At 44.6% G+C, this 25,869-nt stretch carries 23 protein-coding genes and 1 pseudogene; 21 read left to right on the top strand and 3 right to left on the bottom strand.

The window, feature by feature from the left end; all coding sequences use genetic code 11:
* The first annotated feature begins 126 nt into the window (after positions 1-126).
* The 4 genes from nhaC (at position 127) to AC2EXB_RS07120 (ending at position 3,244) form a co-directional block, all read left to right on the top strand.
* A complete protein-coding gene (gene nhaC / locus AC2EXB_RS07105) occupies positions 127-1,512 on the top strand; it encodes a Na+/H+ antiporter NhaC (protein ID WP_483604228.1) in 1,386 nt (461 codons plus the stop codon).
* A 99-nt stretch (positions 1,513-1,611) separates the two neighbouring features.
* A complete protein-coding gene (locus AC2EXB_RS07110; RefSeq protein ID WP_235198899.1) occupies positions 1,612-1,950 on the top strand; it encodes a zinc ribbon domain-containing protein YjdM in 339 nt (112 codons plus the stop codon).
* Positions 1,951-1,979: 29 nt separating this feature from the next.
* The gene (locus AC2EXB_RS07115; protein ID WP_483604229.1) at positions 1,980-2,708 is read left to right on the top strand and encodes an alpha/beta fold hydrolase; all 729 of its coding nucleotides are present in this window, start codon (positions 1,980-1,982) and stop codon (positions 2,706-2,708) included.
* 194 nt (positions 2,709-2,902) lie between these two features.
* Positions 2,903-3,244 carry a hypothetical protein gene (locus tag AC2EXB_RS07120; protein ID WP_235198901.1) on the top strand — a complete coding sequence of 114 codons (342 nt, stop codon included), beginning with the start codon at positions 2,903-2,905 and terminating at the stop codon, positions 3,242-3,244.
* A gap of 201 nt (positions 3,245-3,445) precedes the next feature.
* Here AC2EXB_RS07120 and AC2EXB_RS07125 read toward each other — a convergent pair.
* Positions 3,446-3,892, bottom strand: a pseudogene (locus AC2EXB_RS07125) (universal stress protein); the annotation flags it as partial.
* A gap of 299 nt (positions 3,893-4,191) precedes the next feature.
* Between AC2EXB_RS07125 and ald the strand changes: the two are divergent.
* Positions 4,192-5,307, top strand: a complete 1,116-nt coding sequence (ald, locus tag AC2EXB_RS07130) for an alanine dehydrogenase (RefSeq protein WP_251478497.1) — start codon at positions 4,192-4,194, stop codon at positions 5,305-5,307.
* A gap of 45 nt (positions 5,308-5,352) precedes the next feature.
* Here the strand turns inward: ald and AC2EXB_RS07135 are convergent, their stop codons facing one another.
* Positions 5,353-6,453: a M24 family metallopeptidase gene (locus tag AC2EXB_RS07135; protein WP_483604230.1), complete on the bottom strand. Its 1,101-nt coding sequence runs from the start codon at positions 6,451-6,453 to the stop codon at positions 5,353-5,355.
* 90 nt (positions 6,454-6,543) lie between these two features.
* Between AC2EXB_RS07135 and AC2EXB_RS07140 the strand changes: the two genes are divergently transcribed.
* Together AC2EXB_RS07140 and AC2EXB_RS07145 are read left to right on the top strand one after the other, a co-directional pair.
* Positions 6,544-7,224: a metal-dependent hydrolase gene (locus AC2EXB_RS07140; protein WP_235198904.1), complete on the top strand. Its 681-nt coding sequence runs from the start codon at positions 6,544-6,546 to the stop codon at positions 7,222-7,224.
* A 117-nt stretch (positions 7,225-7,341) separates the two neighbouring features.
* Positions 7,342-8,649, top strand: coding sequence for a DRTGG domain-containing protein (locus AC2EXB_RS07145; RefSeq protein WP_483604231.1), 1,308 nt, complete (start codon positions 7,342-7,344; stop codon positions 8,647-8,649).
* Between the two features lie 313 nt (positions 8,650-8,962).
* On the opposite strand, the gene AC2EXB_RS07150 is transcribed toward AC2EXB_RS07145, so the two are convergent.
* Entirely contained in the window at positions 8,963-9,262 is a 300-nt protein-coding gene (locus tag AC2EXB_RS07150) for a YtpI family protein (RefSeq protein ID WP_235198905.1), read from the bottom strand.
* 94 nt (positions 9,263-9,356) lie between these two features.
* On the opposite strand from AC2EXB_RS07150, the gene AC2EXB_RS07155 reads away from it, so the two are divergent.
* The 14 genes from AC2EXB_RS07155 (at position 9,357) to pnpS (ending at position 25,869) form a co-directional block, all read left to right on the top strand.
* Complete coding sequence (locus AC2EXB_RS07155) at positions 9,357-10,295, top strand: DHH family phosphoesterase (protein ID WP_483604232.1); 939 nt, start codon at positions 9,357-9,359, stop codon at positions 10,293-10,295.
* Positions 10,296-10,317: 22 nt separating this feature from the next.
* On the top strand, positions 10,318-13,374 hold the full coding sequence (dnaE, locus tag AC2EXB_RS07160; RefSeq protein ID WP_483604726.1) for a DNA polymerase III subunit alpha: 3,057 nt from the start codon (positions 10,318-10,320) through the stop codon (positions 13,372-13,374).
* Positions 13,375-13,487: 113 nt separating this feature from the next.
* Positions 13,488-14,150, top strand: coding sequence for a FadR/GntR family transcriptional regulator (locus AC2EXB_RS07165; protein WP_235198907.1), 663 nt, complete (start codon positions 13,488-13,490; stop codon positions 14,148-14,150).
* Positions 14,125-14,997, top strand: coding sequence for an acetyl-CoA carboxylase, carboxyltransferase subunit beta (gene accD / locus AC2EXB_RS07170; RefSeq protein ID WP_260107744.1), 873 nt, complete (start codon positions 14,125-14,127; stop codon positions 14,995-14,997). The genes AC2EXB_RS07165 and accD overlap by 26 nt, the downstream gene beginning before the upstream one ends.
* A complete protein-coding gene (gene accA, locus AC2EXB_RS07175) occupies positions 14,990-15,961 on the top strand; it encodes an acetyl-CoA carboxylase carboxyl transferase subunit alpha (RefSeq protein WP_235198908.1) in 972 nt (323 codons plus the stop codon). Before accD ends, accA begins: the two co-directional genes overlap by 8 nt.
* 207 nt (positions 15,962-16,168) lie before the next feature.
* Complete coding sequence (gene pfkA / locus AC2EXB_RS07180) at positions 16,169-17,128, top strand: 6-phosphofructokinase (protein WP_483604233.1); 960 nt, start codon at positions 16,169-16,171, stop codon at positions 17,126-17,128.
* 22 nt (positions 17,129-17,150) lie between these two features.
* Entirely contained in the window at positions 17,151-18,911 is a 1,761-nt protein-coding gene (gene pyk, locus AC2EXB_RS07185) for a pyruvate kinase (protein ID WP_483604234.1), read from the top strand.
* A gap of 132 nt (positions 18,912-19,043) precedes the next feature.
* Complete coding sequence (locus AC2EXB_RS07190) at positions 19,044-19,427, top strand: FxsA family protein (protein WP_483604235.1); 384 nt, start codon at positions 19,044-19,046, stop codon at positions 19,425-19,427.
* Between the two features lie 187 nt (positions 19,428-19,614).
* Entirely contained in the window at positions 19,615-20,730 is a 1,116-nt protein-coding gene (citZ, locus tag AC2EXB_RS07195; protein WP_235198910.1) for a citrate synthase, read from the top strand.
* Positions 20,731-20,810: 80 nt separating this feature from the next.
* On the top strand, positions 20,811-22,079 hold the full coding sequence (gene icd, locus AC2EXB_RS07200) for an NADP-dependent isocitrate dehydrogenase (RefSeq protein WP_235198911.1): 1,269 nt from the start codon (positions 20,811-20,813) through the stop codon (positions 22,077-22,079).
* Between the two features lie 65 nt (positions 22,080-22,144).
* Entirely contained in the window at positions 22,145-23,083 is a 939-nt protein-coding gene (gene mdh, locus AC2EXB_RS07205) for a malate dehydrogenase (RefSeq protein WP_483604236.1), read from the top strand.
* Between the two features lie 166 nt (positions 23,084-23,249).
* Positions 23,250-23,708: a MaoC/PaaZ C-terminal domain-containing protein gene (locus tag AC2EXB_RS07210; RefSeq protein WP_235198913.1), complete on the top strand. Its 459-nt coding sequence runs from the start codon at positions 23,250-23,252 to the stop codon at positions 23,706-23,708.
* Positions 23,709-23,767: 59 nt separating this feature from the next.
* Entirely contained in the window at positions 23,768-24,475 is a 708-nt protein-coding gene (locus AC2EXB_RS07215; RefSeq protein ID WP_483604237.1) for a response regulator transcription factor, read from the top strand.
* On the top strand, positions 24,472-25,869 hold the full coding sequence (gene pnpS, locus AC2EXB_RS07220; RefSeq protein ID WP_483604238.1) for a two-component system histidine kinase PnpS: 1,398 nt from the start codon (positions 24,472-24,474) through the stop codon (positions 25,867-25,869). Before AC2EXB_RS07215 ends, pnpS begins: the two co-directional genes overlap by 4 nt.

The raw sequence follows: 25,869 nt of genomic DNA on the forward strand, positions 1-25,869 counted from the left end.
TGCATCGATTAAAGCGAGGCATCAAATTGGGTGGTAACGCGGAGAAAACCTTCGTCCCTTTACAGGGATGGAAGGTTTTTTTTATTTGCATAATCTAGTAAAGAATCAGTAAGAGGAGGCGTTTCCATGTTCCAGATCAAAGCAGTCATTTCACCAAGTTTTAAAGAAGCGATTGCCCTAACGGCTATGGTTGTGGCCATCATCAGTGTTTGCATCATCTTTTTTGAAGCGGCACCCCATATGCCTATATTATTTTCGATTTTTTTGTTGATTTGCTACGGGCTTGCAAAGAAAGTGCCTTACCGTGAACTTGAAAAAGGGCTGGTCGAAGGTGCCGGAGCTGGGATGAGTGCAGTTTTCCTGTTTTTCCTCATCGGAATTTTAATCAGCAGCTGGATGATGAGCGGTACGATCCCGACTTTGATCTATGCCGGCTTTAATCTGGTTACGCCCTTATTTTTTTTCGCCATCGTTTTTGTGGTGACTTCCTTAATCGGACTTTCAATTGGCAGTTCGCTGACCACTGTTGCAACAGTAGGAGTGGCTTTTATCGGAATAGCGGGGGCGATGGACTTGTCATTGGCGATCACTGCTGGAGCGATTGTATCCGGCGCTTTTTTCGGGGATAAAATGTCGCCGCTGTCTGACACGACGAATCTTTCAGCTTCCATTGTCGGAGTCGATTTATTTGAACATATTCGGAATATGGGGTGGACGACCATTCCGGCATTTGTTTTGACATTTCTTTTCTTTGCCATCCTTTCGCCGAGCGTGGAACTGAAAGATACGGCAAATATTGAAATTTTCAAGAGCGGCCTCGAAGGAACTGGCTTGATCCATTGGTATGCTTTGCTTCCTTTGCTTGTATTGATTTTCTTAACTTTGGCGAAAGTGCCAGCTTTGCTGACATTGGCCGTCAGTTCGATAAGTGCCGTCGGGTTGTCTTTCATTCACCAGAGCATCCCGTTTTCTAAAATGCTCGGAACTTTATTCGGTGGATATGTGTCTAAAACAGGGGTAGAGCAAATTGACGTATTGCTTACCCGCGGCGGAATGCAAAGCATGTTCTTTACAATCGGATTGGTGCTGCTTGCTTTAAGTATGGGCGGAATGCTTTTCAAACTGGGCATCATTCAATGCTTGCTTGCCAAAATTGAAAGCTTATTAAGAAAAGTTTCCTCGGTCATTGCAGCATCCGCAATGACAGCAATTGGCGTCAATATTTTAATCGGCGAACAATACTTATCCATTCTTTTGACGGGCCAGGCTTTCCAGGAGTCCTATGCCAAGCTCGGACTTGCAGGCAAAAACTTAAGCCGGGTCATGGAAGACGCTGGGACCGTCGTAAATCCGCTAGTGCCGTGGAGCGTGTGCGGCATTTTCATTACATCTGTCCTTGGAATTTCTACGCTCGAGTATTTGCCATTCGCTTTTTTCTGTCTGCTTTCGCCAATTTTAACGGTCTTGTTCGGCTTTACCAATAAAACATTGACCTATATGGATAAGACTTGATTCTTTCAAAAGAGTTAAAAGTATCAGGAAATTAAATGGAAAGTTATAATGAAAAATAGTTAGCTTTTAGCAAATCTACTGAAAATGGAGGAACGCCTGATGAACGAACTTCCGAATTGCCCAAAATGCAATTCTCCTTATACATATGAAGACGGCAATTTGCTTGTCTGCCCGGAATGCAGTTATGAATGGAATCCGGCTCCAGAAATTGAAATCCAAGACGAAACGAAAGTCAAAGATGCCAATGGCAATCTATTAGCAGACGGGGATTCTGTGACCGTCATTAAGGATTTAAAAGTAAAAGGGAGTTCTTCGGTGTTAAAGATCGGAACGAAAGTGAAAAATATTCGCCTTGTAGAGGGCGACCATAACATCGATTGTAAAATTGATGGATTCGGTCCGATGAAACTGAAATCGGAGTTTGTAAAAAAAGGATAAAAGGCACCTGAAAGTTAGGGGGAGTTTCAATGTACTGGACAGACAGATGGACAGAAGCAAATGGTGTGAAATTGCACTATATGGAAACCGCTATTTTCGACGATATGATGACTCCTTTAGTCTACGTGCCGGGAGCTTTGAACCATGCGGCACAAGCAACTGAGCTATTGGGCTATTTCAAAGACAGAAGGCGGATCAGCATGAGCTTGAGGGGAAGAGGCAAGAGCGAAGCGCCGCTTTCAGGCTATGCATTCAAAGATCATGTAACGGACATTGAAGCGGTAGTAGGCAGAAGCGGCGTAACAGAGTATTGCCTGCTCGCTTATTCTATGGGCGTCCCTTATGCCATTGATTTTGCTGCTCATAATTCCCATATAAAAGGGATGATTCTTTGCGATTATCCCGCCAAATATCCCGCTTTTTCAGAAGAGTGGACAGATCGAGTGAAAGCCGCTGGTTTTATCAGCGAGGAAAATTTCCATGTGCCTGAAGGGATCCAACGAGAATCAGCAGCGCTCAGCCTAGAAGAGCAATTGGCAAAAATTGATGTTCCAGTTTTAGTCATTTGGGGAGAAAAGGATGGCTCGCTGTTAAAAGACAGCGACGTGGAATTTTACCAAAAGCACCTAAAAGACGTACGATTCATGACAGTAAAAGATGCAGGGCACGAACTTTGGGAGCCCGATAAGGAAAACTTTATCCGGTTAATTGCAGGATTTCTGAAATGGTTGGATAAAAAAGAAAAATTTCTTGGATAAGCAGAAGCGGATGATTCGTTTAAAATCATCCGCTTCTTTTTTCTTTTCGTAATTTATTAGACAAATATTCAATAATTGTTCATTTTCTGAAACCTTTTAGTTTGATTCCTCGTATATACTAATAGGAAAAACATAGAATATATGGAAGTTCTCATTATTGATATACATAAGAGGTTCAATTGAGGAGGCGCGTTGTGAAACATACTTGGGGATGGGTTTTAGGAATCGTATTGTTTAGCGGTTTGTTTTTTTACTTTACTACCTTCTTTTCTTATGAGGCATCGTCGGCCGCATTATCAGGATTTCCTGTGCCGAAAAGCGCAAAGCTGACAGAAGAAAATGAAGTGGCGAAATTGTACGAGTGGAACCGGGCATCTGAGGAAAACGGGATTCCTTTGGGCTATGAAGTGGTATTGAAAGCGAACGGATGGGAAAAAGGTTCAAGGCAAGGCGCTTCTGTACGCTACACGAAAGGCCAAGAACAAATAGATGTTATTTCAGCTACAAATCGTTTAATCTTGATCCGAATCCAATAAAATATTGCCTAGACATATCAAAAGCTGTATCCAGAACTTCTGGATACAGCTTTTGAACTTTTACCGGCGTCCGATATCTGATCCGACATCCGTTTTCCCCGAATCTTGGAGCGGTGTTTTATCGCCGACAATATAATCATTGGGGCTATTGCTTTCTAATTCGTCGCTTGTACGGTATGTGCTGGCAACGATATCATTGTCTTCGACATCTTCTGTGCGCACGACCAATACATCGCATTTAGCAGAACGGACGATATGTTCAGAAACGCTGCCGATCAAGAAACGTTCAACTGCGTTCAATCCAGTAGCACCGCAAATAATTAAATCGGCAGTTACTTTTCCTGCGAGTTCCCGGGAAATCATCGTTTTTGGAGAACCGTAATCGACCAGAACGTTTACTTTTTCAACACCTGCTGCCTGCGCTTCTTTTTTATATCCGCCAAGCAGATCTTCCGCGAATTTTTGGGCGCGGTCTGCAATGGATCGGTCATAAGCTTCGATTGCCGCAAATGAACGGGTGTCGATGATGTTCACCAAGTTCAATGTGGCATGGTTCCGCTTCGCAATCCCGACCGATTTTTTAAATGCCCATTCTGCTTCTTTGGAGCCGTCAACTGCTACTAAAATTTGTGAGTATTTCAATGTCATATTGCATTCCTCCTTGTCTATACTGTTTTAATTCGCTATAGGTATATGAAACTCCTTCATATTAATCAGAATTTAATACAGAAAAATGGCTATTTTGTGAAACGAATGTTTTAGTACAATAACTTTATCGCATTAGCGAATAAAGAAATTCAGTACTCCAAGAAGAATAAACGGAAAAGATGCATTAAAGACAGTAAAAGGGTAATACAGGTAATGAAGGCCGATGGAGCAAGGCCATTTAGTTAGCAGTTTCAAGAAATGCTTCAAAAGTGTAATTTATTCCAATTGGAGGGTTTGATATGCGAATAGGTATACCGAAAGAAGTTAAGAATAATGAAAACCGGGTAGCGATGACCCCTGCCGGTGTGGTCAATTTGGCGATGCATGGCCATGATGTTGTGATCCAAACGGAAGCAGGGACAGGATCAGGATTTACGGATGCAGATTACCAGGCGGCTGGAGCGCAAATTGTGCAATCAGCAGAAGAAGCGTGGAGCCAGGAAATGGTCATGAAAGTAAAAGAACCGACTCCTGAAGAATACGGATACTTTAGAGAAGGCATGATTCTCTTTACGTATTTGCACTTGGCGCCGGAACCAGAATTGACGAAAGCGATGCTAGAAGCAAAAGTGACAGGCATTGCCTATGAAACGGTGCAATTGCCGAATAATTCTTTGCCGTTGCTGACGCCGATGAGCGAAGTGGCGGGCAAAATGTCCACGCAGATTGGAGCGCAATTTCTTGAAAAAATCCATGGAGGCGGCGGGATTCTTTTAGGTGGCATCCCGGGCGTGTCGCGCGGAAAAGTCGCGATAATCGGTGGTGGAGTGGCCGGAACCAATGCTGCGAAAGTGGCCATTGGCATGGGGGCAAACGTGACCATCCTTGACTTGAATCCCGATCGCCTTCGTCAATTGGATGATTTGTTTGGAACAGACGTTCAAACCATGATTTCCAATCCGATGAATATTGCAGAATCGGTGAAAGAAGCGGATCTCGTTGTCGGCGCTGTATTGATCCCGGGAGCGAAAGCACCAAAACTGGTGACGGAAGAAATGATTCAATCGATGAAACCGGGGTCAGTAGTCATCGATATTGCCATCGACCAAGGCGGCATATTTGAGACCAGCGACCGGATTACAACACATGACAATCCGACCTATATGAAGCATGGCGTCGTTCATTACGCAGTAGCCAATATGCCCGGGGCGGTTCCGAGAACTTCCACCATCGGTTTGACAAATGTCACCGTGCCCTACGCGGTGCAAATAGCAAATAAAGGATTTGAAAAAGCCATTTTGGAAAATGAAGCATTAAAAAAAGGCGTCAACACGTTTAATGGTTTTGTTACTTATAAAGCAGTGGCAGACGATCAAGGCGAAGAGTACCGATCAATCGATGAATTGATCGGATAATTGAAAAGGCGGTCCAGGGAAAAAATCCTGGACCGCCTTTTGCTTTTATGAATGATGGATAATCTGCAATTCTTTTGGAAACTTCGTCAACACTTCTACACCGGTTTCAGTAACTGCGACATCATCTTCGATGCGGACGCCGACTTTACCGGGCACATAAACTCCGGGCTCTAATGTGAAGACCATCCCAGCTTTCATTTCCATCTCATTGGAACCGTGAAGTGAAGGGAACTCATGGACGGAAATACCAAGGCCGTGGCCAAGGCGATGAGTGAAGTATTCGCCATATCCTGCTTTTTCGATTACATCGCGGGCTGTTTTGTCCAGTTCAGCAGCTGTCACCCCTGGTTTTACTGCGTTCAATGCCGCTTCTTCCGCTTGTCTGACAATTTCATAGACTTCTTTTTGCTCTGCAGAAGGTTCGCCGAGAGCCAAAGTACGTGTGATATCAGAACAATAGCCTTTATGGACGACGCCCAGGTCAAACAACACGAGATCGCCATTTTGGAGTTTTCGGTCTCCTGTTTTGCCGTGGGGAGAAGCGGCTTTAGAACCAGCTAAAACCGTTGTATCGAATGACATATGAGTGACTCCGCGTTTTTTCAGCGCCAGCTCAATTTCCGTCATCAGCTCGATTTCGGTGATGCCTTCACGCAAATTTTTTGCAGCCACTTCGATTGCGTAGTCTGCAAGTGCCGCCGCTTCTCTTAAAATTTCCAACTCTGCTTCATCTTTGATGACGCGCATCGCGTTTACTTTGTCGTCTAATGCAGAGAATGACGGATTGCCGAAAAATTCGTTCAATGCTTCGTATCGGTCCACTGTCATATGAGATTTTTCTATCGCCAATGTACGGATGGACTCCGCTTTAACTGAAGCTGTGCGGTGAAGGACTTCTATCGCATTTTCAGTATCTACGTGTCCGACGATGTCGCCAGACCAGCCGGCGCTTTTTGCATCCGGAATTTCCATCTGCGGGCAAATCAGGAACGGTGCCGCATTTTTGAAAACCATCACACCAAGAAGGCGCTCATGCGGATCACTCTTGAAACCGCTGACGTAAAACACGTTATCCGGGTTGGTGATAAACGCTGCATCGATTTCCATTTCGTTCAAATAATTTTGCAATTGTTCAATTTTATTCATATGTATTCCTCCTTGTATATGTGTAGCATATCAAAATTCTGGGTATAATACAGCTTGGAAAGATTGATAATAAGAGCTGGAGGGGATTAAATGAAGGTATCATTCCATGGGCATTCTGTAGTGAAAATTCAAACAGCAGGTAAAGTTATTTTAATTGATCCATTCATTTCCGGAAACAGTTTGACAGATTTAACGGCTAGCGAAGAAAAGCCGGATGCCATTCTGTTAACGCATGCGCATAACGACCACGTAGGCGATACGATCGAACTTGCGCTGCGGAATAATTCGCAAGTCGTGGCGCCGGTAGAGCTCGCTAACTACCTGGCTGGCCAAGGTGTTGAAACAGTTGGCATGAACCTTGGCGGCGCAAAAGAATTTGAATTTGGCACTGTCAAATACACGAAAGCCTTCCACAGTTCTTCGTATACCACACCAGAAGGCGAGGCCATTTACGGTGGAATGCCAGCGGGCATCCTTTTCAAAGCGGAAGGGAAGACGATTTACCATGCAGGTGATACCGAAGTGTTCGGTGACATGGAAATCATCGGGAAACGCCATGGAGTGGATTTGGCATTCGTGCCGATCGGCGATTTCTTCACGATGGGGCCGGATGACGCAGCTTATGCTGTGGAGTTGATCAACCCGAAAACTGTTGTGCCGATCCATTACAATACGTTCCCGCCGATCAAGCAGGACCCTGAGTATTTCAAAGGGCTTGTAAAAGGCGCTGAAGTCAATATCATGCAGCCTGGAGATGTAATCGAATATTAATCGGCAACCCTTGAGAATTTTCTCAAGGGTTTTTTATTGCTTGCCGGTTCAGTCTGTTTTTTCTATGACTTATGATACACTTGAAAGTATAGAATGCGAGAAAGAACAGGTGAAATTATGGCGACGAAACATGAACAGATACTGGAGTATATCGAAACGCTCCCAGTCGGCGAAAAGATCTCCGTACGCCGCATTGCAAAGGATCTCCAAGTCAGTGAGGGGACGGCTTACCGGGCGATCAAGGAAGCTGAAAACCAGCGTCTTGTTTCGACGATTGAGCGGGTTGGGACCATCCGGATCGAGCGGAAGAAAAAAGAGAATATCGAGCGGCTCACCTATGCGGAAATTGTCAATATCGTCGATGGCCAAGTGATGGGCGGAAGATCCGGATTGCATAAATCGTTGAACAAATTTGTCATTGGAGCCATGCAGCTGGACGATATGATGCGCTATACAGAAGCGGGGAACCTGTTGATTGTCGGAAACCGCTACAAAGCCCATGAATACGCCTTGCAGGCGGGTGCTGCGGTTCTTGTGACTGGCGGTTTTGAAGCTTCGGAAACAGTGAAAAGATTAGCCGATGAATACGAGCTGCCTGTTATTTCAACAAGTTATGATACGTTTACCGTAGCGACGATGATCAACCGGGCTATCTACGACCAATTGATCAAGAAAGAGATTTTGCTAATCGAAGATATTTTGATTCCTTTGGAAAATACAAACTTCCTGCAGGATAAAGACACCATCAGAAACTACCACGAATTGAATAAGGAAACCACGCATGGCGGATTTCCGGTCGTCGATGAAAACGGCAAATTGGTCGGCATCATCACCTCACGAGATGTTATCGGCCACGGGGATACCGAATTGATCGAGAAAGTGATGACGAAAGACCCCATTACGGTTTCCATGCAGACAAGCGTTGCTTCTGCGGGGCACCGGATGATCTGGGAAGGCATCGATCTATTGCCGGTGGCAGACGACCACGGCAAACTGAAAGGCGTCATCAGCCGGCAAGATGTATTGAAAGCCATCCAGACAGCCCAGCGCCAGCCGCAGCAAGGCGAGACGATCGATGATTTGATCATGGGCCAAATGCATCTTCAGTCGACAGACAAAGTGACGCTGAATTTCCGCGTTACACCGCAAATGACGAATGCTTATGGTTCGATTTCGTATGGCGCCTATTCCGCCATATTAATAGAAGCCGCTTCAACGGCTTTAAAAACAAAAAATCGGAAAGACAGTGCGCTTGAAAACATGACGGTCTATTATTTGAATCCTGTTCAATTGGATTCAACAGTGGTGATCAAACCGGTAATTCTGGACATGAGCCGGAAATCCGCAAAAGTCGACGTCGAAGTGAGCTTTGAAAATAAGATTGTCGGAAAAGCGCTGTTAACTTTCCAATTGCTGGACCGTTAGAAAAGCGGAGATGGCCGTTTAGCTTCGAAAGGCATAAGACGGCTCGGCGAAGCGGCGTTCGTTGCCGCACAGCCGGCATGGCTTATGTCCCGAGAAGCTGGCCATCGGAGTCTGGACAAAGAAAAGCGCAAGCGCCCGTTCAGCCCCGACAAGCGCTGGAAGCCTTGCCGAAAATGGCGTTCTTTGCCATTGGCGGAAAGGCTGAAGCGACTCGAGGGGCTGGGCGCTGGAGACTAGACACTAGAAAAGCGCAAGCGCCCGTTCAGCCCCGACAAGCGACATAAAAAAACCCCTCCTTTTCAGGAGAGGTCTCTTATTGGTTCAACCGTGCTTCTTCCGCTACGAATGAATGATAATGCTTAGCCGCTTTGTAATTGTAGACCATCAAAGCGAGACCAAGAATGATGAAGATGCCGGAAATGATGTAAGTCACGACCGATTGGAAAACAAACAATTGGTTGATGCCGAAAAACAGCACGAAGCTGCCAAGCGCTACAGAAGCGATAGAAGCATACCATTTCTTCCGGATTGGCAAAGTTGCACGGAATTGTTTTGTTTTATAATAAAAATAAAAAACAAATGATATAATTATCATACCTACTAATACGATCATTGGAGAACCTCCTGTATTCCATAACTCATTCTATTGTACTGAGAAATGGACAAAAATGCGAATGGATTTCCTTAAAAAACGGAGGAACTGAAAAATGTATAGTCAAATCATCGACACAATTAAACAATACGAAACCATCATCATCCATCGCCATGTACGGCCAGATCCGGATGCATACGGCTCGCAGCTAGGCTTGAAATACTTGCTTCAGCACAATTTTCCGGAAAAGCGGATTTTGGCTGCGGGGGAGCATGACTTCACTTTAGACTTTTTGGATTTTCCGGACCAAGTGGAAGATGCCGATTTTAACGGAGCTTTAGTCATTGTGACGGACACTGCGAATACGGAGCGGGTCGACGATCAACGCTACGAGAATGGCGAGAAAATCATTAAAATCGACCATCATCCAAATGACGACGCATACGGCGATTTATTGCATGTGGACACGAATGCGAGTTCAGCATCCGAATTGATCTACGAATTGTATACATACGGCCATGAACAGGAAAACTGGGAAATGCCGGATATGGCTGCCCGTCTCCTATATGCTGGGATCATCGGGGATACCGGACGGTTCTTATTCCCGAGCACGACAGAAAAAACCTTTAAAGTTGCCGGAGAATTGATCAAATACAATTTCAACCGCGATGAATTGCATAACGGCATGTACGAAATGGAGCGGAAACTGCTTCATTTGCAAGGCTATATCTACCAGAATTTCGTGATGAACGAAAGCGGTGCGGCGTATGTGAAAATCACGAAAGACGTGTTAAGCGATTTTGATGTAACCGCATCGGAAACTTCTTTATTAGTGGGATCCCTTGGCAATGTCAAAGGTTTGAAAGCATGGGTTATCTTTATCGAAGAAGATACAGAAATCCGCGTTCGCCTGCGTTCAAAAGGACCGGTCATAAATGGCCTTGCCAAAGAATTTGGCGGCGGTGGACATCCGATGGCTTCAGGAGCAACAGCCTATTCATGGGAAGAAGCCGAACAAGTCATTGAACGTTTAACAAAAATTTGCGCATCTTAATAAAGGAGGGATTGGATTGTCAATGGTTTACCCGCATATAAGCACCTCGGCAGATTTGCTGAAAAGTACGGTTCGCCTTGATGAACTTTTCCCTTTTCTGATAGAACAGGGAACGGCATCTGCAGCGATTGTCAATTCCAAATTATACGGCATCCTCCCTTTTTGGGAAGCTTGCCACAAGGCCGGCATCCATGGGGTGGTCGGCCTTTCTGTGTTTATCGAATTTGAAGGGCAGGAGTATCCAGCCGTATTGTATGCCCAGTCAAATACCGGCTATAAAAATTTGCTTAAAATTACGTCCGCTTTATCCACGCGGGACAAAGCGGCGATCCCGGAACAATGGCTGAAGGCCTACCGGCAAGGCTTGATTTGTGTTATTCCGAGTAAAGCGGAATGGGTGATGACTGATAGAAGCGAAGCGGTCCACTTTCTCCATGAAATTTTCGGCAGCCTTTGCTATGGCAGCATCGAACGGCCCGGAGGACAGCGCATAGAGCAAGAAGAAAACTTTATCGCTTTATGCGAAAATGAAAACTTGCGCATCATGGCGACACAAGAAAGCCGTTATTTGCACGAAAGCGATGCCTTTTCCCACGAAGTCGCTTCTGCAATCGGCCAAGGCCAGAAAATGAACGATCCGGAACGCAAGCGGCCTGAGCATCAAAAAGCGTATGTTCCTTCTGCAGCAGAATTTTCATCTTGGTTTTCAGAGCGGCCGGAATGGCTTGAGGAAACAAAAAATATGCTTGAAAGCTGTAATGTGACAATTCCTCTGCATCAGCAGCTGCTGCCTGTATTTCCATTGCCGGATGGTACAGACCGCTCAGCTTACATTTGGGATCTTTGTGTGGCTGGATTGTCCGAGCGAATTCCGAATTATGGTGAAAACTACATTGAGCGGTTGAAATACGAACTCTCAGTCATTCGGAAAATGGGCTTTATCGATTATTTTCTAATTGTTTCTGATTTTATGAAGTTCGCAAGAGAAAACGAAATTCTGACAGGGCCAGGACGGGGATCTTCAGCCAGCTCACTTGTTGCGTTCAGCTTACGGATTACGGACGTTGATCCGTTGGAACACGATTTGCTCTTTGAACGTTTCTTGAATCCGGAACGGGTAACATTGCCGGATATCGATATTGACTTCGCTGATCACCGGCGCCATGAAGTCGTAGAATATGTCGCCAAAAAATACGGAGCAGTGCGGACTGCTCAGATCATCACATTCGGTACCTTGTCAGCGAAAGCGGTCGCCCGTGATACGGCACGCGTATTTGGATTTGAACCGGAAGAGCTCGATGCTATCTCGAAAATGATTTCGAACCGTCCGGGAACTACATTGCGGTCTGCCTTGAAAGAAAATCAGCGCTTGAATGATTGGATCATCGAAAAGGAAGAACGCAAAAGCTGGTTTAAAACAGCTTTGAAATTGGAGGGGCTGCCGCGCCATGCCTCTACCCATGCTGCCGGAGTGATTTTGAGCCCGACGCCGCTCGTCGACCATGTGCCGATTGAAAAAGGAAGCGAAGGCATTTATATCACCCAGTGGCCAATGGCTGAACTCGAAGCCGTCGGATTATTGAAGATGGATTTTCTCGGTCTCCGCAATTTGACGATTCTCGAGCAGATCCGGCGCTTGCTTTATCATGACACGAAAAAATGGATCGATTACCGCAAGCTGCCTTTGATGGATAAAGAAACCTATGCTCTTTTGGCGCAAGGGGATACGACGGGGATATTCCAATTGGAATCGGATGGCATGCGCGGCGCTTTAAGGCAGATCAAACCGACGGCTTTTGGGGATATCGTGGCAGTCAACGCGCTTTTCCGTCCAGGTCCGATGGAATTTATCCCTTTATATGCGAGACGGAAGCATGGCCAGGAAAAAGTGGAGTATATCCATCCGATGCTTGAGCCGATTTTAAGTGAAACTTACGGCATTATTGTTTACCAAGAGCAGATTATGCAGATTGCTTCCCGCATCGCTGGATTTTCACTTGGCGAAGCGGATTTGCTGAGAAGGGCAGTCAGTAAGAAAAAGCGGGAAATACTCGATGAAGAACGGGTCCATTTTACACAAGGGGCCGTGAAGAAAGGGTTTACCGCAACGGAAGCTTCCGAAGTCTATGATTTGATCGTCCGATTTGCGGATTATGGTTTTCCGAAAAGCCATGCCGTGGCCTACAGCATGATTTCTTATCAGCTAAGTTATATGAAAACACATTACGCCGTTTATTTTTATGCAGCTCTACTTGCGAACAGCGCAGGCAATGCTGAAAAGACCGGCCAGCTCTTGCAGGAGATCAAGGACAAGGGAATAGCGGTTCTTCCGCCTTCTATTCAAAAGAGCCGCTATTCGTTCTCTGTGGAAGAAGGCAAGATCCGTGTCGGCTTAAACGCAGTGAAAGGCGTACCGGGAAGCGCTATAAAAGCCCTGGTGTCGGCCCGGAAAGAAGGGCCGTTTTCCAGCCTCTATGCCATTGCAGAACGCATTTCGGCCATCCATTTTACCCGGAAGGCCTTTGAACCACTAGTGAAAGCTGGAGCTTTAGATGATTTTGAACTGGATCGTTCAACTTTGCTTGCCTCACTCGATAGTGCCGTCAAGCATGCCGAATTGGTAAAACCCAATGAAGACCCCGGGTTGTTTGATGAAATGGGGTCGAGCTTTATGAAGCCGAAATACATCAAAGCTTCTCCTATTCCAGAAACTTTAAAACTCGATTATGAAAAAGAGGCCCTCGGATTTTATTTGTCGACGCATCCGATCGCGAGAGAAAAGCAGCAGCGCAATAAACCTTATGCGGATTTGAAGAGTCTGAAGAATTCTCAAGACAGAAAATCGATGACGGTTCTTGGAATGGTCGACGACATCAAGCGAATTCGAACCAAAAAAGGGGATGCGATGGCTTTTGTGAGCTTGCAAGATGATACAGGCCAGGCTTCTGTGACGCTGTTTCCAGCTGAGTACGCCAAGTACAATCATTTGCTCGAGCCTAACAGCGTCTTAGAAGTACAAGGGACTGTAGAAAACCGTAACCATAAAACTTCTATTATTTGTAAATCTATTCATACTTGACTGCCTTTCTTCTTAGAAAGGCAGTTTTTTCTTTACGGCAGCCGAAAAGTTTTGTATTCTAGAAAATATGAGTGGCCAGACCACTTTCAAATTTATGGAAGTAAGGAGCTATCATGAATCAGTCAAAACGATTTTTAGATATAGTAACAGACATTCGTGACATGATTCGACGCGAGAAAATCAAACCGGGCAATCGCATCCCATCCGAAAGAGAACTGGCCGAGAAATTGCAAGTCGGCAGGTCGACGCTCAGAGAAGCGTTGAGAAGTTTGGAGCTACTGGGTTTGATTGAGACGAGGAGAGGGGAAGGCACCTTTCTTTCCGACCACCGCAACCATCAATTGGTGGAAGTCTTATCGACGTTTATCTTACAGGATACACAGTCTCAGGAAGATGTCTGGCAAACGAGATTGATCCATGAAATATCCGCTATCCGAACCATTTGCCAAAATAGCAAATTAGCAAGTTTGAAGGTTTGGGATAGTTTCAGAAATCGGCTGAATGAAAATGAAAGCCTATACCGAGAGGATTTTGTCCGCGAACTGATGGTTCTATCCGGGAACCGATTATCACTGAAAATCTGGTTCTTACTGCAGCAATACAGCGGAAATCCTTATCAGGAGCCCGTTACAGAAGATGAAAAAGAAATGTTACTACCATTATTGGCTGCGCTTGAGCAGCAAGATATGAGCTCAGCAATTGATTTATTCAAAACTTGGAGCAGTTGGTTACAAAAGGGGAGAATGCAAAATGGCAATGATACGCGAGATCTTTAAACGCAACAAAGACAAACAAGGAACGACTATGCCAAACAAAGATTCAAAAGATATTCCGGAAGGATTGATGACAAAATGTCCTTCATGCAAACAAATTACGCTAACAAAAGAATTGAAGAACCTTCATAAAGTCTGCCCAAAATGTGACCATCATTTTAAAATGACAGCGTATGAGCGAGTTGAGAGTTTACTAGATGAAGGTTCTTTCGAATCGATCGATGACCATATTAAATCGGAAAATCCGTTGGGCTTCCCAGGATACACGGATAAAATCCGTTCGGATAGCGAGAAGACAGGATTGAATGAAGCGGTCTTGACCGGAACCGGGAAGTTGAACAACCAAGAAATCGTGGTAGCTATCATGGATTCCCATTTCCGGATGGGATCGATGGGATCTGTAGTCGGGGAAAAAATTACACGCGCGGTAGAAGCCGCAACCGCTAAAAACCTCCCGTTCATCATCTTTACAGCAAGCGGCGGAGCCCGTATGCAAGAAGGTGTATTGTCGTTAATGCAGATGGCTAAGACAAGTGTCGCGCTAAAACGCCATAGCAATGAAGGCTTGTTGTTTGTTTCCGTACTAACGCATCCTACAACTGGCGGCGTATCCGCAAGCTTTGCATCTGTCGGGGATATTAATATTGCCGAGCCGAAAGCGTTGATCGGTTTTGCTGGGCGCCGGGTCATTGAACAGACTGTGCGCGAAAAGCTGCCGGAAGATTTTCAAACTGCGGAATTTCTATTGGAGCATGGCCAGCTTGATGCTGTTGTCCATAGAGCGGATATGAAAGAAAAATTGAGTACAATCGTGCGCTTGCATACGAAAGGAGCTGTCCAAAATGGCTAAAAAAAATTCAGCTCCAAAAACTTTGGGATTTGAAGAACCTCTCATTCAATTGCGAAAAAAAATTGAAGAGCTTAAAGAATATACCGCAACAGCAGATGTCGACCTCAGTTCGGAAATCGACAGTTTGGAAGAGCGTTTGGCCAGCCTGGAAAATGATATTTACGAGAATATGAAGCCCTGGGACCGTGTCCAAGTAGCCCGGCATCCAGAGCGTCCGACAACTTTGGATTACATTCCATTGATTTTTAAAGATTTTATCGAATTGCACGGAGACCGCACATACGGAGACGACGAAGCCATTGTCGGCGGCATCGGTTCGTTTGATGGGCAACCGGTCACAATCATTGGCCATCAGCGCGGAAAAGATACAAAAGAGAATATTCGCCGCAACTTCGGAATGCCGCATCCGGAAGGCTATCGAAAAGCGCTTCGTTTGATGAAGCAGGCCGAGAAATTTAATCGCCCCATCATTTGCTTGATCGATACGAAAGGCGCGTATCCTGGAAAAGCGGCAGAAGAGCGCGGGCAAAGCGAAGCGATTGCCAGAAACTTGGTTGAGATGGCTGGCCTTGAAGTGCCGGTTCTTTCGATTGTTATTGGCGAAGGCGGAAGCGGCGGCGCGTTAGCCCTTGGCGTCGGCAATCATATTTTGATGCTTGAAAACTCCACGTTCTCGGTGATTTCGCCTGAAGGGGCAGCCTCAATTTTATGGAAAGATTCCGCATTGGCGCAAACAGCTGCCGAAGCGATGAAGATTACAGCGCCTGATTTACTGGGAATGCAAATCATCGAAGCGATCATTCCAGAGGTTCGCGGAGGCGCGCATCATAATTACGAAAAGCAAGCTGAAATGATTGCACAAGCGATCCGGAAATCGTTTGAAGAGTTAAAAGGGCTATCAGGCGAAGAACTGGTCGACCAGCGCTATAAAAAATTCCGTTCAATCGGTATTTTCAGCGAATAAACGCGAACAACTGACAGCCAGGCTTAAATGCCTGGCTGTTTCATTTATTGCAGGAAATTTACTATGAATAAAAAATATAAGCGCTTACAGTTTTTTAAAGATAAAAAAAACCAGTTCTTAATAGAAGTATTGTGGTTTCGAGACTGACAGTAAAGGCTTTGCATGGTAAGGTGAAAAGAGTACAAGGATTAGTGGGAGGCGAAACAAATGAAGCGAATTGGTGTATTAACAAGTGGAGGCGATTCTCCAGGAATGAATGCTGCAATACGGGCAGTTGTTCGGAAGGGGATTTTCCACGGGTTAGAAGTCGCTGGCATCTATCAAGGGTACCAAGGGTTGATCGAAGGCAAAATTGAAACCTTGGAAGCTAGAGATGTGGGGGATATTATTCAACGAGGCGGTACGAAGTTGTATTCTGCAAGATGCGAAGCTTTCAAAACGGAAGAAGGGCAATTAAAAGCGATTGAACAAATGAAAAAGCACGGTTTGGAAGGGCTTGTCGTCATTGGGGGCGATGGTTCTTATCGGGGTGCAATGGCTTTGACAAAACACGGATTCCCATGTGTTGGCGTTCCAGGCACGATTGATAATGACATTCCGGGCACTGATTATACGATCGGTTTTGATACGGCTTTAAATACAGTGATTGAAGCAATTGATAAAATCCGCGATACTGCAACAAGCCATGAACGGACTTTCATTATAGAAGTGATGGGACGCGATGCAGGAGATTTGGCTCTTTGGGCAGGTCTTGCCGGCGGAGCGGAAACCATTTTAATTCCAGAAGATGATTTTGACCTTGATGAAATCATTGATCGTTTAGAACAAGGCAGAAAACGCGGCAAGCGCCACAGTATCATCATTGTGGCTGAAGGCGTCATGAACGGCAATGCACTAGCTGATTTGATCACATCTAAAGCGGATATTGAAACGCGTGTTTCGGTTCTTGGCCATATCCAGCGGGGAGGTTCACCGACAGCGAGAGACCGTGTGCTTGGCAGCTTGTTCGGAGCCCATGCAGTAGAAGTTCTCCTTCAAAACATTGGAGGCCGGGCAGTTGGCATGAAAAATCACCTAGTGGTAGACTATGATATGACTAAGGCATTTACGACGAAGCATGAAACAGATATGAGTTTGTACACCTTATCCAAAGAACTATCAATTTAATACGGCAAATGGAGTGAGTATATTGAGAAAAACAAAAATCGTATGTACGATCGGACCAGCAAGTGAATCACCGGAATTACTCGAATCGTTGATCGAGGCAGGCATGAATGTGGCCCGTTTAAACTTTTCGCACGGAAGCCATGAAGAGCATGCTTTGCGTATTCAGCGCATCCGGGATGCTGCGGCTAAAACAGGCAAAATCGTCGGGATTCTATTGGACACGAAAGGTCCTGAAATCCGCACGCATAAAATGGAAAATGATTCGATTGAATTGGTGACGGGACAGGACATCGCAATTTCCATGACAGAAGTTGTCGGGACAAGCGAAATGTTCTCTATCACTTATGAACAGCTGATCGAAGATGTGCAAGAAGGATCAATTATCCTGCTTGATGACGGCTTGATTGAGCTGCGCGTGAAGAGCATCGACAAAGCGAATGGATTAATCCATACGTTCGTTGAAAATGCAGGGACGTTAAAAACAAAAAAAGGTGTAAACGTTCCAGGCGTTTCCGTACAATTGCCGGGGATCACTGAAAAAGATGCACAAGATATTCTTTTCGGAATTGAGCAAGGCGTCGACTTTGTAGCTGCGTCATTTGTTAGAAGAGCTTCTGATGTAATGGAAATCCGCAGTTTGCTAGAAAATAATGGCGGCTCTCATATTCAGATCATCCCTAAAATCGAGAACCAGGAAGGCGTCGACAATATTGATGAAATTATCGTAGTGTCTGATGGCTTAATGGTAGCCCGTGGAGATCTTGGGGTGGAAATTCCTGCGGAAGAAGTGCCGCTTGTTCAAAAATCCTTGATCGAAAAATGCAATAGCGCTGGAAAACCGGTTATTACAGCGACTCAGATGCTCGATTCCATGCAACGCAATCCGCGTCCGACGCGAGCGGAAGCAAGTGATGTTGCCAATGCAATTTTTGACGGAACAGATGCGATCATGCTGTCAGGCGAAACTGCAGCGGGTATTTATCCGGTAGAATCTGTAGAAACGATGCACCGCATTGCGATGACGACAGAAGATGCCTTGAACTACAAACAAATCGTTTCAAACAGAAGAAAAGAAAAAGAGTCGAATATGACAGAAGCAATTGGCCAAGCTGTCGCTTATACGGCGTTAAACTTGAAAGTTAAAGCCATTATCGCTCCTACAGAAAGCGGCCATACAGCGAAAATGATCTCGAAATATCGCCCAGGTGCGCCAATTATCGCTGTTACTTCATCTGATATTCCGTCAAGAAAATTGACGCTTGTATGGGGAGTTCAGCCGATAGTCGGGTCGAAAGTCCATTCAACGGATGAATTGCTTGAAAATGCTGTAGAAGAAAGCTTGAAGCATCATTACGTCAAACACGGCGATCTTGTCGTAATCACAGCAGGTGTTCCAGTCGGACAAGCAGGTACAACAAACTTGATGAAAGTCCATTTGATCGGTGACAGCATTGCTCAAGGGCAAGGCATCGGCAAATCAGTTGCTTTCGGAAACACGCTTGTCGTGAGAAATTCAGAAGAAGCATTAGCTTACGATACAACTGGTAAAATTATCGTGACAATTGGAACGGACCGCGAAATGATGCCAGCTATCGAAAAATGTGCAGGAATCATTACGGAAGAAGGCGGATTGACTAGCCATGCGGCTGTTGTCGGTTTGAGCCTTGGAATTCCGGTCATTGTTGGAGTGAAAGACGCAACATCTTTGATTAAAAATAATTATGATATTACAATTGACGCTGCATCAGGCATCATTTACGACGGCCACGCAAGCGTTTTATAAAACGGAGTGATTATCAGCTTTTCTAGCTGATAAGCGGCCTGGATTTCCGATTTCAGAAAGCCGGCGAGCATCGTTCAAATGCTTGCCGGCAGCAAAATCGGAATCGAACGATATAGGGGGACTAGTCAAACGATGAAATGGATTTTCTTAGCTCTGATCATTGTACCGACACTGGAATTGGCCATTTTGATTTGGGCCGGGGGAGCTATTGGGTTTTTCCCAACATTATTAATGATTTTGGGAACAGGTTTGCTGGGAGCTTTTTTAGCGAAAAAACAAGGCTTAAAAGCCATACGGGATATACAGGAGAGCTTCAATAGATTTGAGCCGCCGGGGGATCAATTGCTGAAAGCAGCTTTTGTCTTGGTAGGCGGTGTGATGCTGTTGACTCCAGGGTTTATCTCGGATGCGATCGGTTTATCTTTATTGTTTGCTCCGACACAGAAAATCTACAAACCATTTATAATGAAAGTTTTGAACAATAAGATGAAAAACGCTCGGATTATCGTACGATAATTCCGAGTGAATTCATCGTTTTAAATGAATTTCTAATAAAAACAAGCGTTTTCATTCACAAATTCTTCAACATTGATTATAATGGTCTAGTAAGGCATTCAGCGGAAGTCTACAAAAAGACAGATAACCCATCATTTCGGGCTTTTTTTTTGGAGTGATGAAATATACTGGAGAAGGAGCGAATTATATGACATCGGCAAAAGGTTTAGAAGGTGTAGTAGCTACACAATCTGCCATCAGTTCAATTATTGATGACACACTTACATATGTTGGCTACGATATCGATGATTTAGCAGTCAACGCAAGTTTTGAAGAAGTGATTTATTTGCTTTGGCATCAACGCTTGCCAAAAGCTGATGAATTGGCAGAGCTTAAGCAGCAATTAGCAGACAACATGGCGGTGCCGCAAGCAGTTCTTGATCATTTCAAAACATACGATATTAAAAAAGTACATCCTATGGCTGCTCTTCGCACAGCCGTTTCAATGCTTGGCTTATTCGATGAAGAAGCGGAAGTAATGGAAACTGAAGCGAACTACCGTAAAGCAATTAAAATCCAAGCGAAGATCTCGACGCTTGTAACTGCTTTCGGCCGCATCCGCAATGGCCAAGAGCCGGTAGCTCCTAAAACAGATTTAAGCTTTGCAGCTAACTTCCTTTATATGTTGTCTGGCACAATGCCAGAAGACATCGAAGTGGAAGCTTTCAACAAAGCGCTTGTTCTTCATGCTGACCACGAATTGAATGCATCGACTTTCACAGCTCGCGTTGCGGTTGCGACTTTATCTGATGTATATTCAGGTATCACGGCTGCAATCGGAGCTTTAAAAGGGCCATTGCATGGTGGAGCAAACGAACAAGTAATGAAAATGTTGACAGAAATCGGTTCTGTAGAGAACGTAGAATCTGTCATCACTGAAAAACTTGCAAACAAAGAAAAAATCATGGGCTTCGGACACCGCGTATACCGCAAAGGTGATCCTCGTGCCAAACACTTGCGTGAAATGTCTCAAAAACTGACAAAAATCCGTGGTGAAGAAAAATGGTACGATATGTCGGTCAAAATTGATGAAATCGTAACTGGACAGAAAAATCTTCCACCGAACGTTGATTTCTATTCTGCATCGGTTTACCATTCACTGAACATTGAACACGACTTATTTACACCGATTTTTGCTGTTTCACGTACTTCAGGCTGGTTGGCTCATATCCTTGAGCAGTATTCAAACAACCGCTTGATCCGTCCGCGCGCAGAATACATCGGACCTGGCATGCAAAAATACATCCCGGTTGAAGAACGATAAGATTAGCGTAAAAGCATCATAACCAATAGGGCTTGCACCTTGTGCAGCCCTATCAATTTGAACTCAGGAGGCAATTACACATGACAAACGGCGAAAAAATCACAGTTGAAAACGGCGTATTGAACGTTCCAAACCAAGCAGTTATTCCATTCATTATCGGTGACGGTACTGGCCCGGATATCTGGAATGCAGCTTCACGCGTTTTAGAACAAGCAGTAAACAAAGCTTATAACGGTGAAAAAGCGATTGTATGGAAAGAAGTACTTGCTGGCCAAAAAGCATTCGACGAAACTGGCGAATGGCTTCCACAAGAAACACTTGACGTAATCCGCGAATACTTGATCGCGATCAAAGGACCTCTTACAACGCCAATCGGCGGCGGTATCCGTTCATTGAACGTGGCTCTTCGCCAAGAATTGGATCTTTACACTTGCTTGCGTCCAGTTCGTTACTTCGAAGGTGTACCTTCACCGGTTAAACGTCCTGAAGACACTGACATGGTCATCTTCCGTGAAAACACTGAAGATATTTATGCAGGTATCGAATACGCTAAAGGTACTGAAGAAGTTGAGAAATTGATTTCATTCCTTAAAGACGAAATGGGCGTTAACAAAATCCGCTTCCCTGAAACTTCAGGAATCGGGATCAAACCAATTTCAGAAGAAGGAACAAAACGTTTAGTACGTGCTGCGATCAACTACGCAATCACTGAAGGCCGCGAATCATTGACATTGGTTCACAAAGGGAACATCATGAAGTTCACTGAAGGAGCTTTCAAAAACTGGGGCTACGAAGTGGCTGAGCAAGAATTCGGCGATAAAGTCTTCACTTGGAACCAATACGATGCGATTAAAGACGAGCAAGGCACTGACGCTGCAAACAAAGCGCAGGAAGAAGCTCTTGCTTCTGGAAAAATCCTTGTTAAAGATTCAATCGCTGATATCTTCTTACAGCAAATCCTTACACGTCCAAGCGAGTTCGATGTTGTTGCAACAATGAACTTGAACGGAGATTACATCTCTGATGCTTTGGCTGCACAAGTTGGCGGAATTGGTATCGCACCTGGTGCGAACATCAACTACATCACTGGCCACGCAATTTTCGAAGCGACTCATGGTACTGCTCCGAAATATGCGGGACAAGATAAAGTAAACCCTTCATCTGTCATTTTGTCAGGCGTATTAATGCTTGAACATTTAGGATGGAACGAAGCGGCTAAATTGATCACAAACTCAATGGAGAAAACAATCGCTTCTAAAGTTGTAACTTACGACTTTGCACGTCTAATGGACGGCGCTACAGAAGTGAAATGCTCTGAGTTTGCTGACGAATTGATCAAAAACCTATAAGATAAAGAGAGGGAGGCAATCCCTCTCTTTTTTTATACCTACTTTAACCATAAAGGAGAGTTTTTATGACATTGAAGCGTAAAAAGATTTCAGTTATCGGTTCAGGCTTTACAGGGGCGACTACGGCTTTTTTATTGGCCCAAAAAGAATTAGGCGATGTCGTATTGGTGGATATTCCTCAAATGGAGGATCCCGCTAAAGGAAAAGCGCTCGATATGGCTGAAGCATCTCCTGTACAAGGTTTTGATGCACAGGTGAGCGGAACATCCAATTACGAAGATACGAAAGACTCGGATTTGGTCATTATTACTGCGGGAATTGCACGCAAACCGGGGATGAGCCGAGATGACCTTGTACAAACGAACCAGAAAGTCATGAAAGCTGTTACAGCGGATATTGTAAAACACTCACCTCAAACAACAATCATCGTTTTGACCAATCCGGTGGATGCGATGACGTATACCGTTTTTAAAGAATCCGGATTTCCAAAAGAACGCGTGATTGGTCAATCCGGGGTTTTGGATTCAGCACGTTTCCGGACTTTTGTGGCTGAAGAATTGAACGTATCGGTCAAAGATGTCACAGGATTTGTTCTAGGCGGGCATGGAGATGATATGGTGCCGTTAGTCCGCTATTCCTACGCGGGCGGAATTCCTTTAGAAACCTTGATACCGGAAGCGCGGCTTTCAGAAATTGTTGACCGCACCCGTAAAGGAGGCGCAGAAATCGTCAATCTATTAGGAAACGGCTCCGCTTATTATGCCCCGGCTGCATCATTGGTTGAAATGGCTGAAGCCATATTGAAAGACCAACGGCGCATTTTGCCTTCCATCTCCTATTTGGAAGGCGAGTACGGTATGGATGGCATCTATTTAGGTGTACCGACCATTTTAGGTGCAGGCGGAATTGAAAAAATTCTAGAGATCGATTTAAATGAAGAAGAAAAAACCTTATTAAACAAATCCGCAGAATCAGTCAAAGCGGTCATGAAAGTTCTGGCTTGACGCTATTTTGAACCGGGCAGGAGAAATCCGAGCCCGGTTTTCTATTCCGTAAAATTTTTCTCGAATAGTCGTAAAGGCCTGAGGCGCAATGATGGTCTAGGCGCTTGCACTTTTCATCACATAATTGATACTATAAGAGTATTAAGATTGGGGAGGGAACTTATTATTGCTTGGAAAAAAGCGTGAATTAGGCCGTAAAATAGAAGACCTGAAAATAGGGGAGAATCTGCAGTTGACAGAAACGATTGAAGACAAAGATCTTCTTCTTTACCTCGGACTTACCAACGATGGAAACCCGCTATACATCCAGCATGATTTTGCTGCACAAACGGCATTCGAAAAACCGGTCGTGCCCACCATCATGTTGACGGGAATTATCACTTCGGCCATTTCAAAATATTTACCGGGCCCTGGATCTTATATTAATGAACAGCGAATAAAATTTCATCGGCCGGTCTATCATTATTCAACCTTTAATTTCTTTTTGGAATTAGCAGAGATTGATATAGAAGACAACGAGGTCACCATAAAAATCGAAGCATCAGATGAAAAAGGCAATTTATTGATTTCGGGAACTGTTCTCGTTAATCCGCCTAAACTGGAGAACCAGTTGGCACAGCATTGATAATTAAGTAGTAAAGCGGTTTGAAATGGGGGTTTCAAACTGAATGTGGAGGATGTTAAATGCTGAACAAAATATTGATTATTGAAGATGAACATTCGATTGCGACTTTATTATCTTATAATCTGGTGCAGGCAGGCTATGAAACGATTGTCGCTTATGACGGGAAGGAAGGCTATGAGATGGCGATCAGTGAAAAACCTTCTCTCATTGTCCTTGATTTGATGCTGCCTTCTATGGATGGAGTCGAAGTCTGCAAATCGCTTCGCCAGCAAAAAATCAATACGCCAATCATCATGCTGACGGCAAAAGGCGACGAATTCGATAAAGTACTGGGCTTGGAATTGGGTGCTGACGATTACATGACAAAACCTTTCAGCCCGCGTGAAGTCGTAGCCCGTATCAAAGCGGTTCTCAGAAGAGTCCAGACGACACCGACAGAAGCGCATGATTCATCTGCTCCTTTAATATTGGGGAATCTAAGTGTTTATCCGGAACGGTTTGAAGTATTTTTGAATGATGAACAAATTGAATTTACACCAAAAGAGTTTGAACTCCTCGTATATTTGATGGAAAATAAAAACCGGGTATTAACGAGAGACCAGCTATTAAGTGCGGTTTGGAAATACGATTTTGCGGGAGACACGCGGATTGTAGATGTACATATTAGCCATTTACGTGAAAAAATAGAAGAAAATAGCCGAAAACCCGTTTTTATAAAGACGATTCGGGGGCTTGGATATAAATTCGAGGAGCCAAAAGCAGGATGAAGTCATTCAGGCATCGGCTTCTGCTGACCATACTCGCATGGATCGGCTTGCTTTTGGCATGCCTTCTTATTATAATTATCCAACTTTTTCCGATGTATGCAGAGGCTGAAGACAAAACAGAAGTATGGATTATTTTGGCACTGGTTTTTATCGGTGCTTTGCTGTTTTCAGCACTTGTCGGGTATCGGATCATCAAAGTACAAGCTCTTCCAATTGAAAATGTTACCCAAACCGCTTTGGAGCTCGTTAAAGGAAATTACCGGGCTCGGGCTTTTGAATATGGAAATGTTGGCGCGGTTCAATTAAGTTCCACGATCAATATATTGGCGCGGAATTTGCAGGAAATCACGGCCGTCCGTGAAATGGAGCAGGAACGCTTAAAAACCTTGATTGAGAACATGGGAAGTGCTTTGATCATGATTGACCGGCAAGGCGGTGTGGCTTTGGTCAATAAATCTTTTATGGATGAGTTCAACTTGAAAGAAGAACAAATCCATCAAAAATTTTACAAAGAAATTCCGCTGCCGGAAATGTTCGAGCGATTTATCGAACAAGTTTTCATGACAGAGCAGGCGGCACGAGATCAGCTGGAATTTAATCAGGGCATCCAGACCAAGAATATTGACGTATATGGTGCACCAGTGCTTGGAGACCACGAACAATGGCTTGGGATCGTAATCGTTTCGCATGACATCACCGAATTAAAACGGCTTGAACAAGTGCGCAAAGATTTTGTGGCAAACGTTTCACATGAACTGCGTACGCCGGTGACTTCTATTAAAGGTTTTTCCGAAACTTTGATTGATGGTGCTCATGCGGACGAATCGACATTGCTGTCATTTCTCGAAATTATCCATACAGAGAGTAATCGGCTTGAAATGCTAATCAACGATTTATTGGATCTGTCGAAAGTGGAACAAGCCGGATTCCAAGTCAATGCGCTCCCAACAGATATGGAAAAAGTGATTAAACGGGCAGAAGAAATGGTGAGCAGAAGAATCGAAGAAAAGCATATCAAATTGGATCTTCAACTGGAGCCGGTTACTCTGTTAGGAGATCCGGACCGCCTGCTGCAGGTCATGATGAATCTTTTAGTCAACGCGATCACTTACTCATCTTCTGAAACTACCGTCACAGTTAGGTTATATGCAAAAGGCAAGTCTGCCTTGATTGAAGTGGAAGATCAGGGAATCGGGATTGAAGCTTCTGAAATTGGACGCTTGTTCGAACGTTTTTACCGGGTTGACCGGGCAAGAAGCCGGAATTCCGGCGGCACGGGATTAGGGTTATCAATTGTAAAACATTTAATAGAGGCACATCATGGAAAAGTAGAAGTGGAAAGCACCGTAGGAGTGGGAACCAAATTTACTGTTCAATTGCCTTTAGGGAGTTAA

The organism is Planococcus alkaliphilus (assembly GCF_057031095.1).

Bases quoted from the DNA above. Each gene is read 5' to 3' on its own strand.
- mdh (WP_483604236.1), top strand. From the start codon at position 22,145: ATGACATTGAAGCGTAAAAAGATTTCAGTTATCGGTTCAGGCTTTACA.
- AC2EXB_RS07215 (WP_483604237.1), top strand. From the start codon at position 23,768: ATGCTGAACAAAATATTGATTATTGAAGATGAACATTCGATTGCGACT.
- accD (WP_260107744.1), top strand. From the start codon at position 14,125: ATGGCAATGATACGCGAGATCTTTAAACGCAACAAAGACAAACAAGGA.
- AC2EXB_RS07145 (WP_483604231.1), top strand. From the start codon at position 7,342: ATGGCGACGAAACATGAACAGATACTGGAGTATATCGAAACGCTCCCA.
- accA (WP_235198908.1), top strand. From the start codon at position 14,990: ATGGCTAAAAAAAATTCAGCTCCAAAAACTTTGGGATTTGAAGAACCT.
- AC2EXB_RS07155 (WP_483604232.1), top strand. From the start codon at position 9,357: ATGTATAGTCAAATCATCGACACAATTAAACAATACGAAACCATCATC.
- AC2EXB_RS07110 (WP_235198899.1), top strand. From the start codon at position 1,612: ATGAACGAACTTCCGAATTGCCCAAAATGCAATTCTCCTTATACATAT.
- ald (WP_251478497.1), top strand. From the start codon at position 4,192: ATGCGAATAGGTATACCGAAAGAAGTTAAGAATAATGAAAACCGGGTA.
- AC2EXB_RS07165 (WP_235198907.1), top strand. From the start codon at position 13,488: ATGAATCAGTCAAAACGATTTTTAGATATAGTAACAGACATTCGTGAC.
- pnpS (WP_483604238.1), top strand. From the start codon at position 24,472: ATGAAGTCATTCAGGCATCGGCTTCTGCTGACCATACTCGCATGGATC.
- AC2EXB_RS07140 (WP_235198904.1), top strand. From the start codon at position 6,544: ATGAAGGTATCATTCCATGGGCATTCTGTAGTGAAAATTCAAACAGCA.
- AC2EXB_RS07115 (WP_483604229.1), top strand. From the start codon at position 1,980: ATGTACTGGACAGACAGATGGACAGAAGCAAATGGTGTGAAATTGCAC.
- AC2EXB_RS07135 (WP_483604230.1), bottom strand. From the start codon at position 6,453: ATGAATAAAATTGAACAATTGCAAAATTATTTGAACGAAATGGAAATC.
- AC2EXB_RS07190 (WP_483604235.1), top strand. From the start codon at position 19,044: ATGAAATGGATTTTCTTAGCTCTGATCATTGTACCGACACTGGAATTG.
- nhaC (WP_483604228.1), top strand. From the start codon at position 127: ATGTTCCAGATCAAAGCAGTCATTTCACCAAGTTTTAAAGAAGCGATT.
- icd (WP_235198911.1), top strand. From the start codon at position 20,811: ATGACAAACGGCGAAAAAATCACAGTTGAAAACGGCGTATTGAACGTT.
- AC2EXB_RS07150 (WP_235198905.1), bottom strand. From the start codon at position 9,262: ATGATCGTATTAGTAGGTATGATAATTATATCATTTGTTTTTTATTTT.
- citZ (WP_235198910.1), top strand. From the start codon at position 19,615: ATGACATCGGCAAAAGGTTTAGAAGGTGTAGTAGCTACACAATCTGCC.
- dnaE (WP_483604726.1), top strand. From the start codon at position 10,318: ATGGTTTACCCGCATATAAGCACCTCGGCAGATTTGCTGAAAAGTACG.
- pfkA (WP_483604233.1), top strand. From the start codon at position 16,169: ATGAAGCGAATTGGTGTATTAACAAGTGGAGGCGATTCTCCAGGAATG.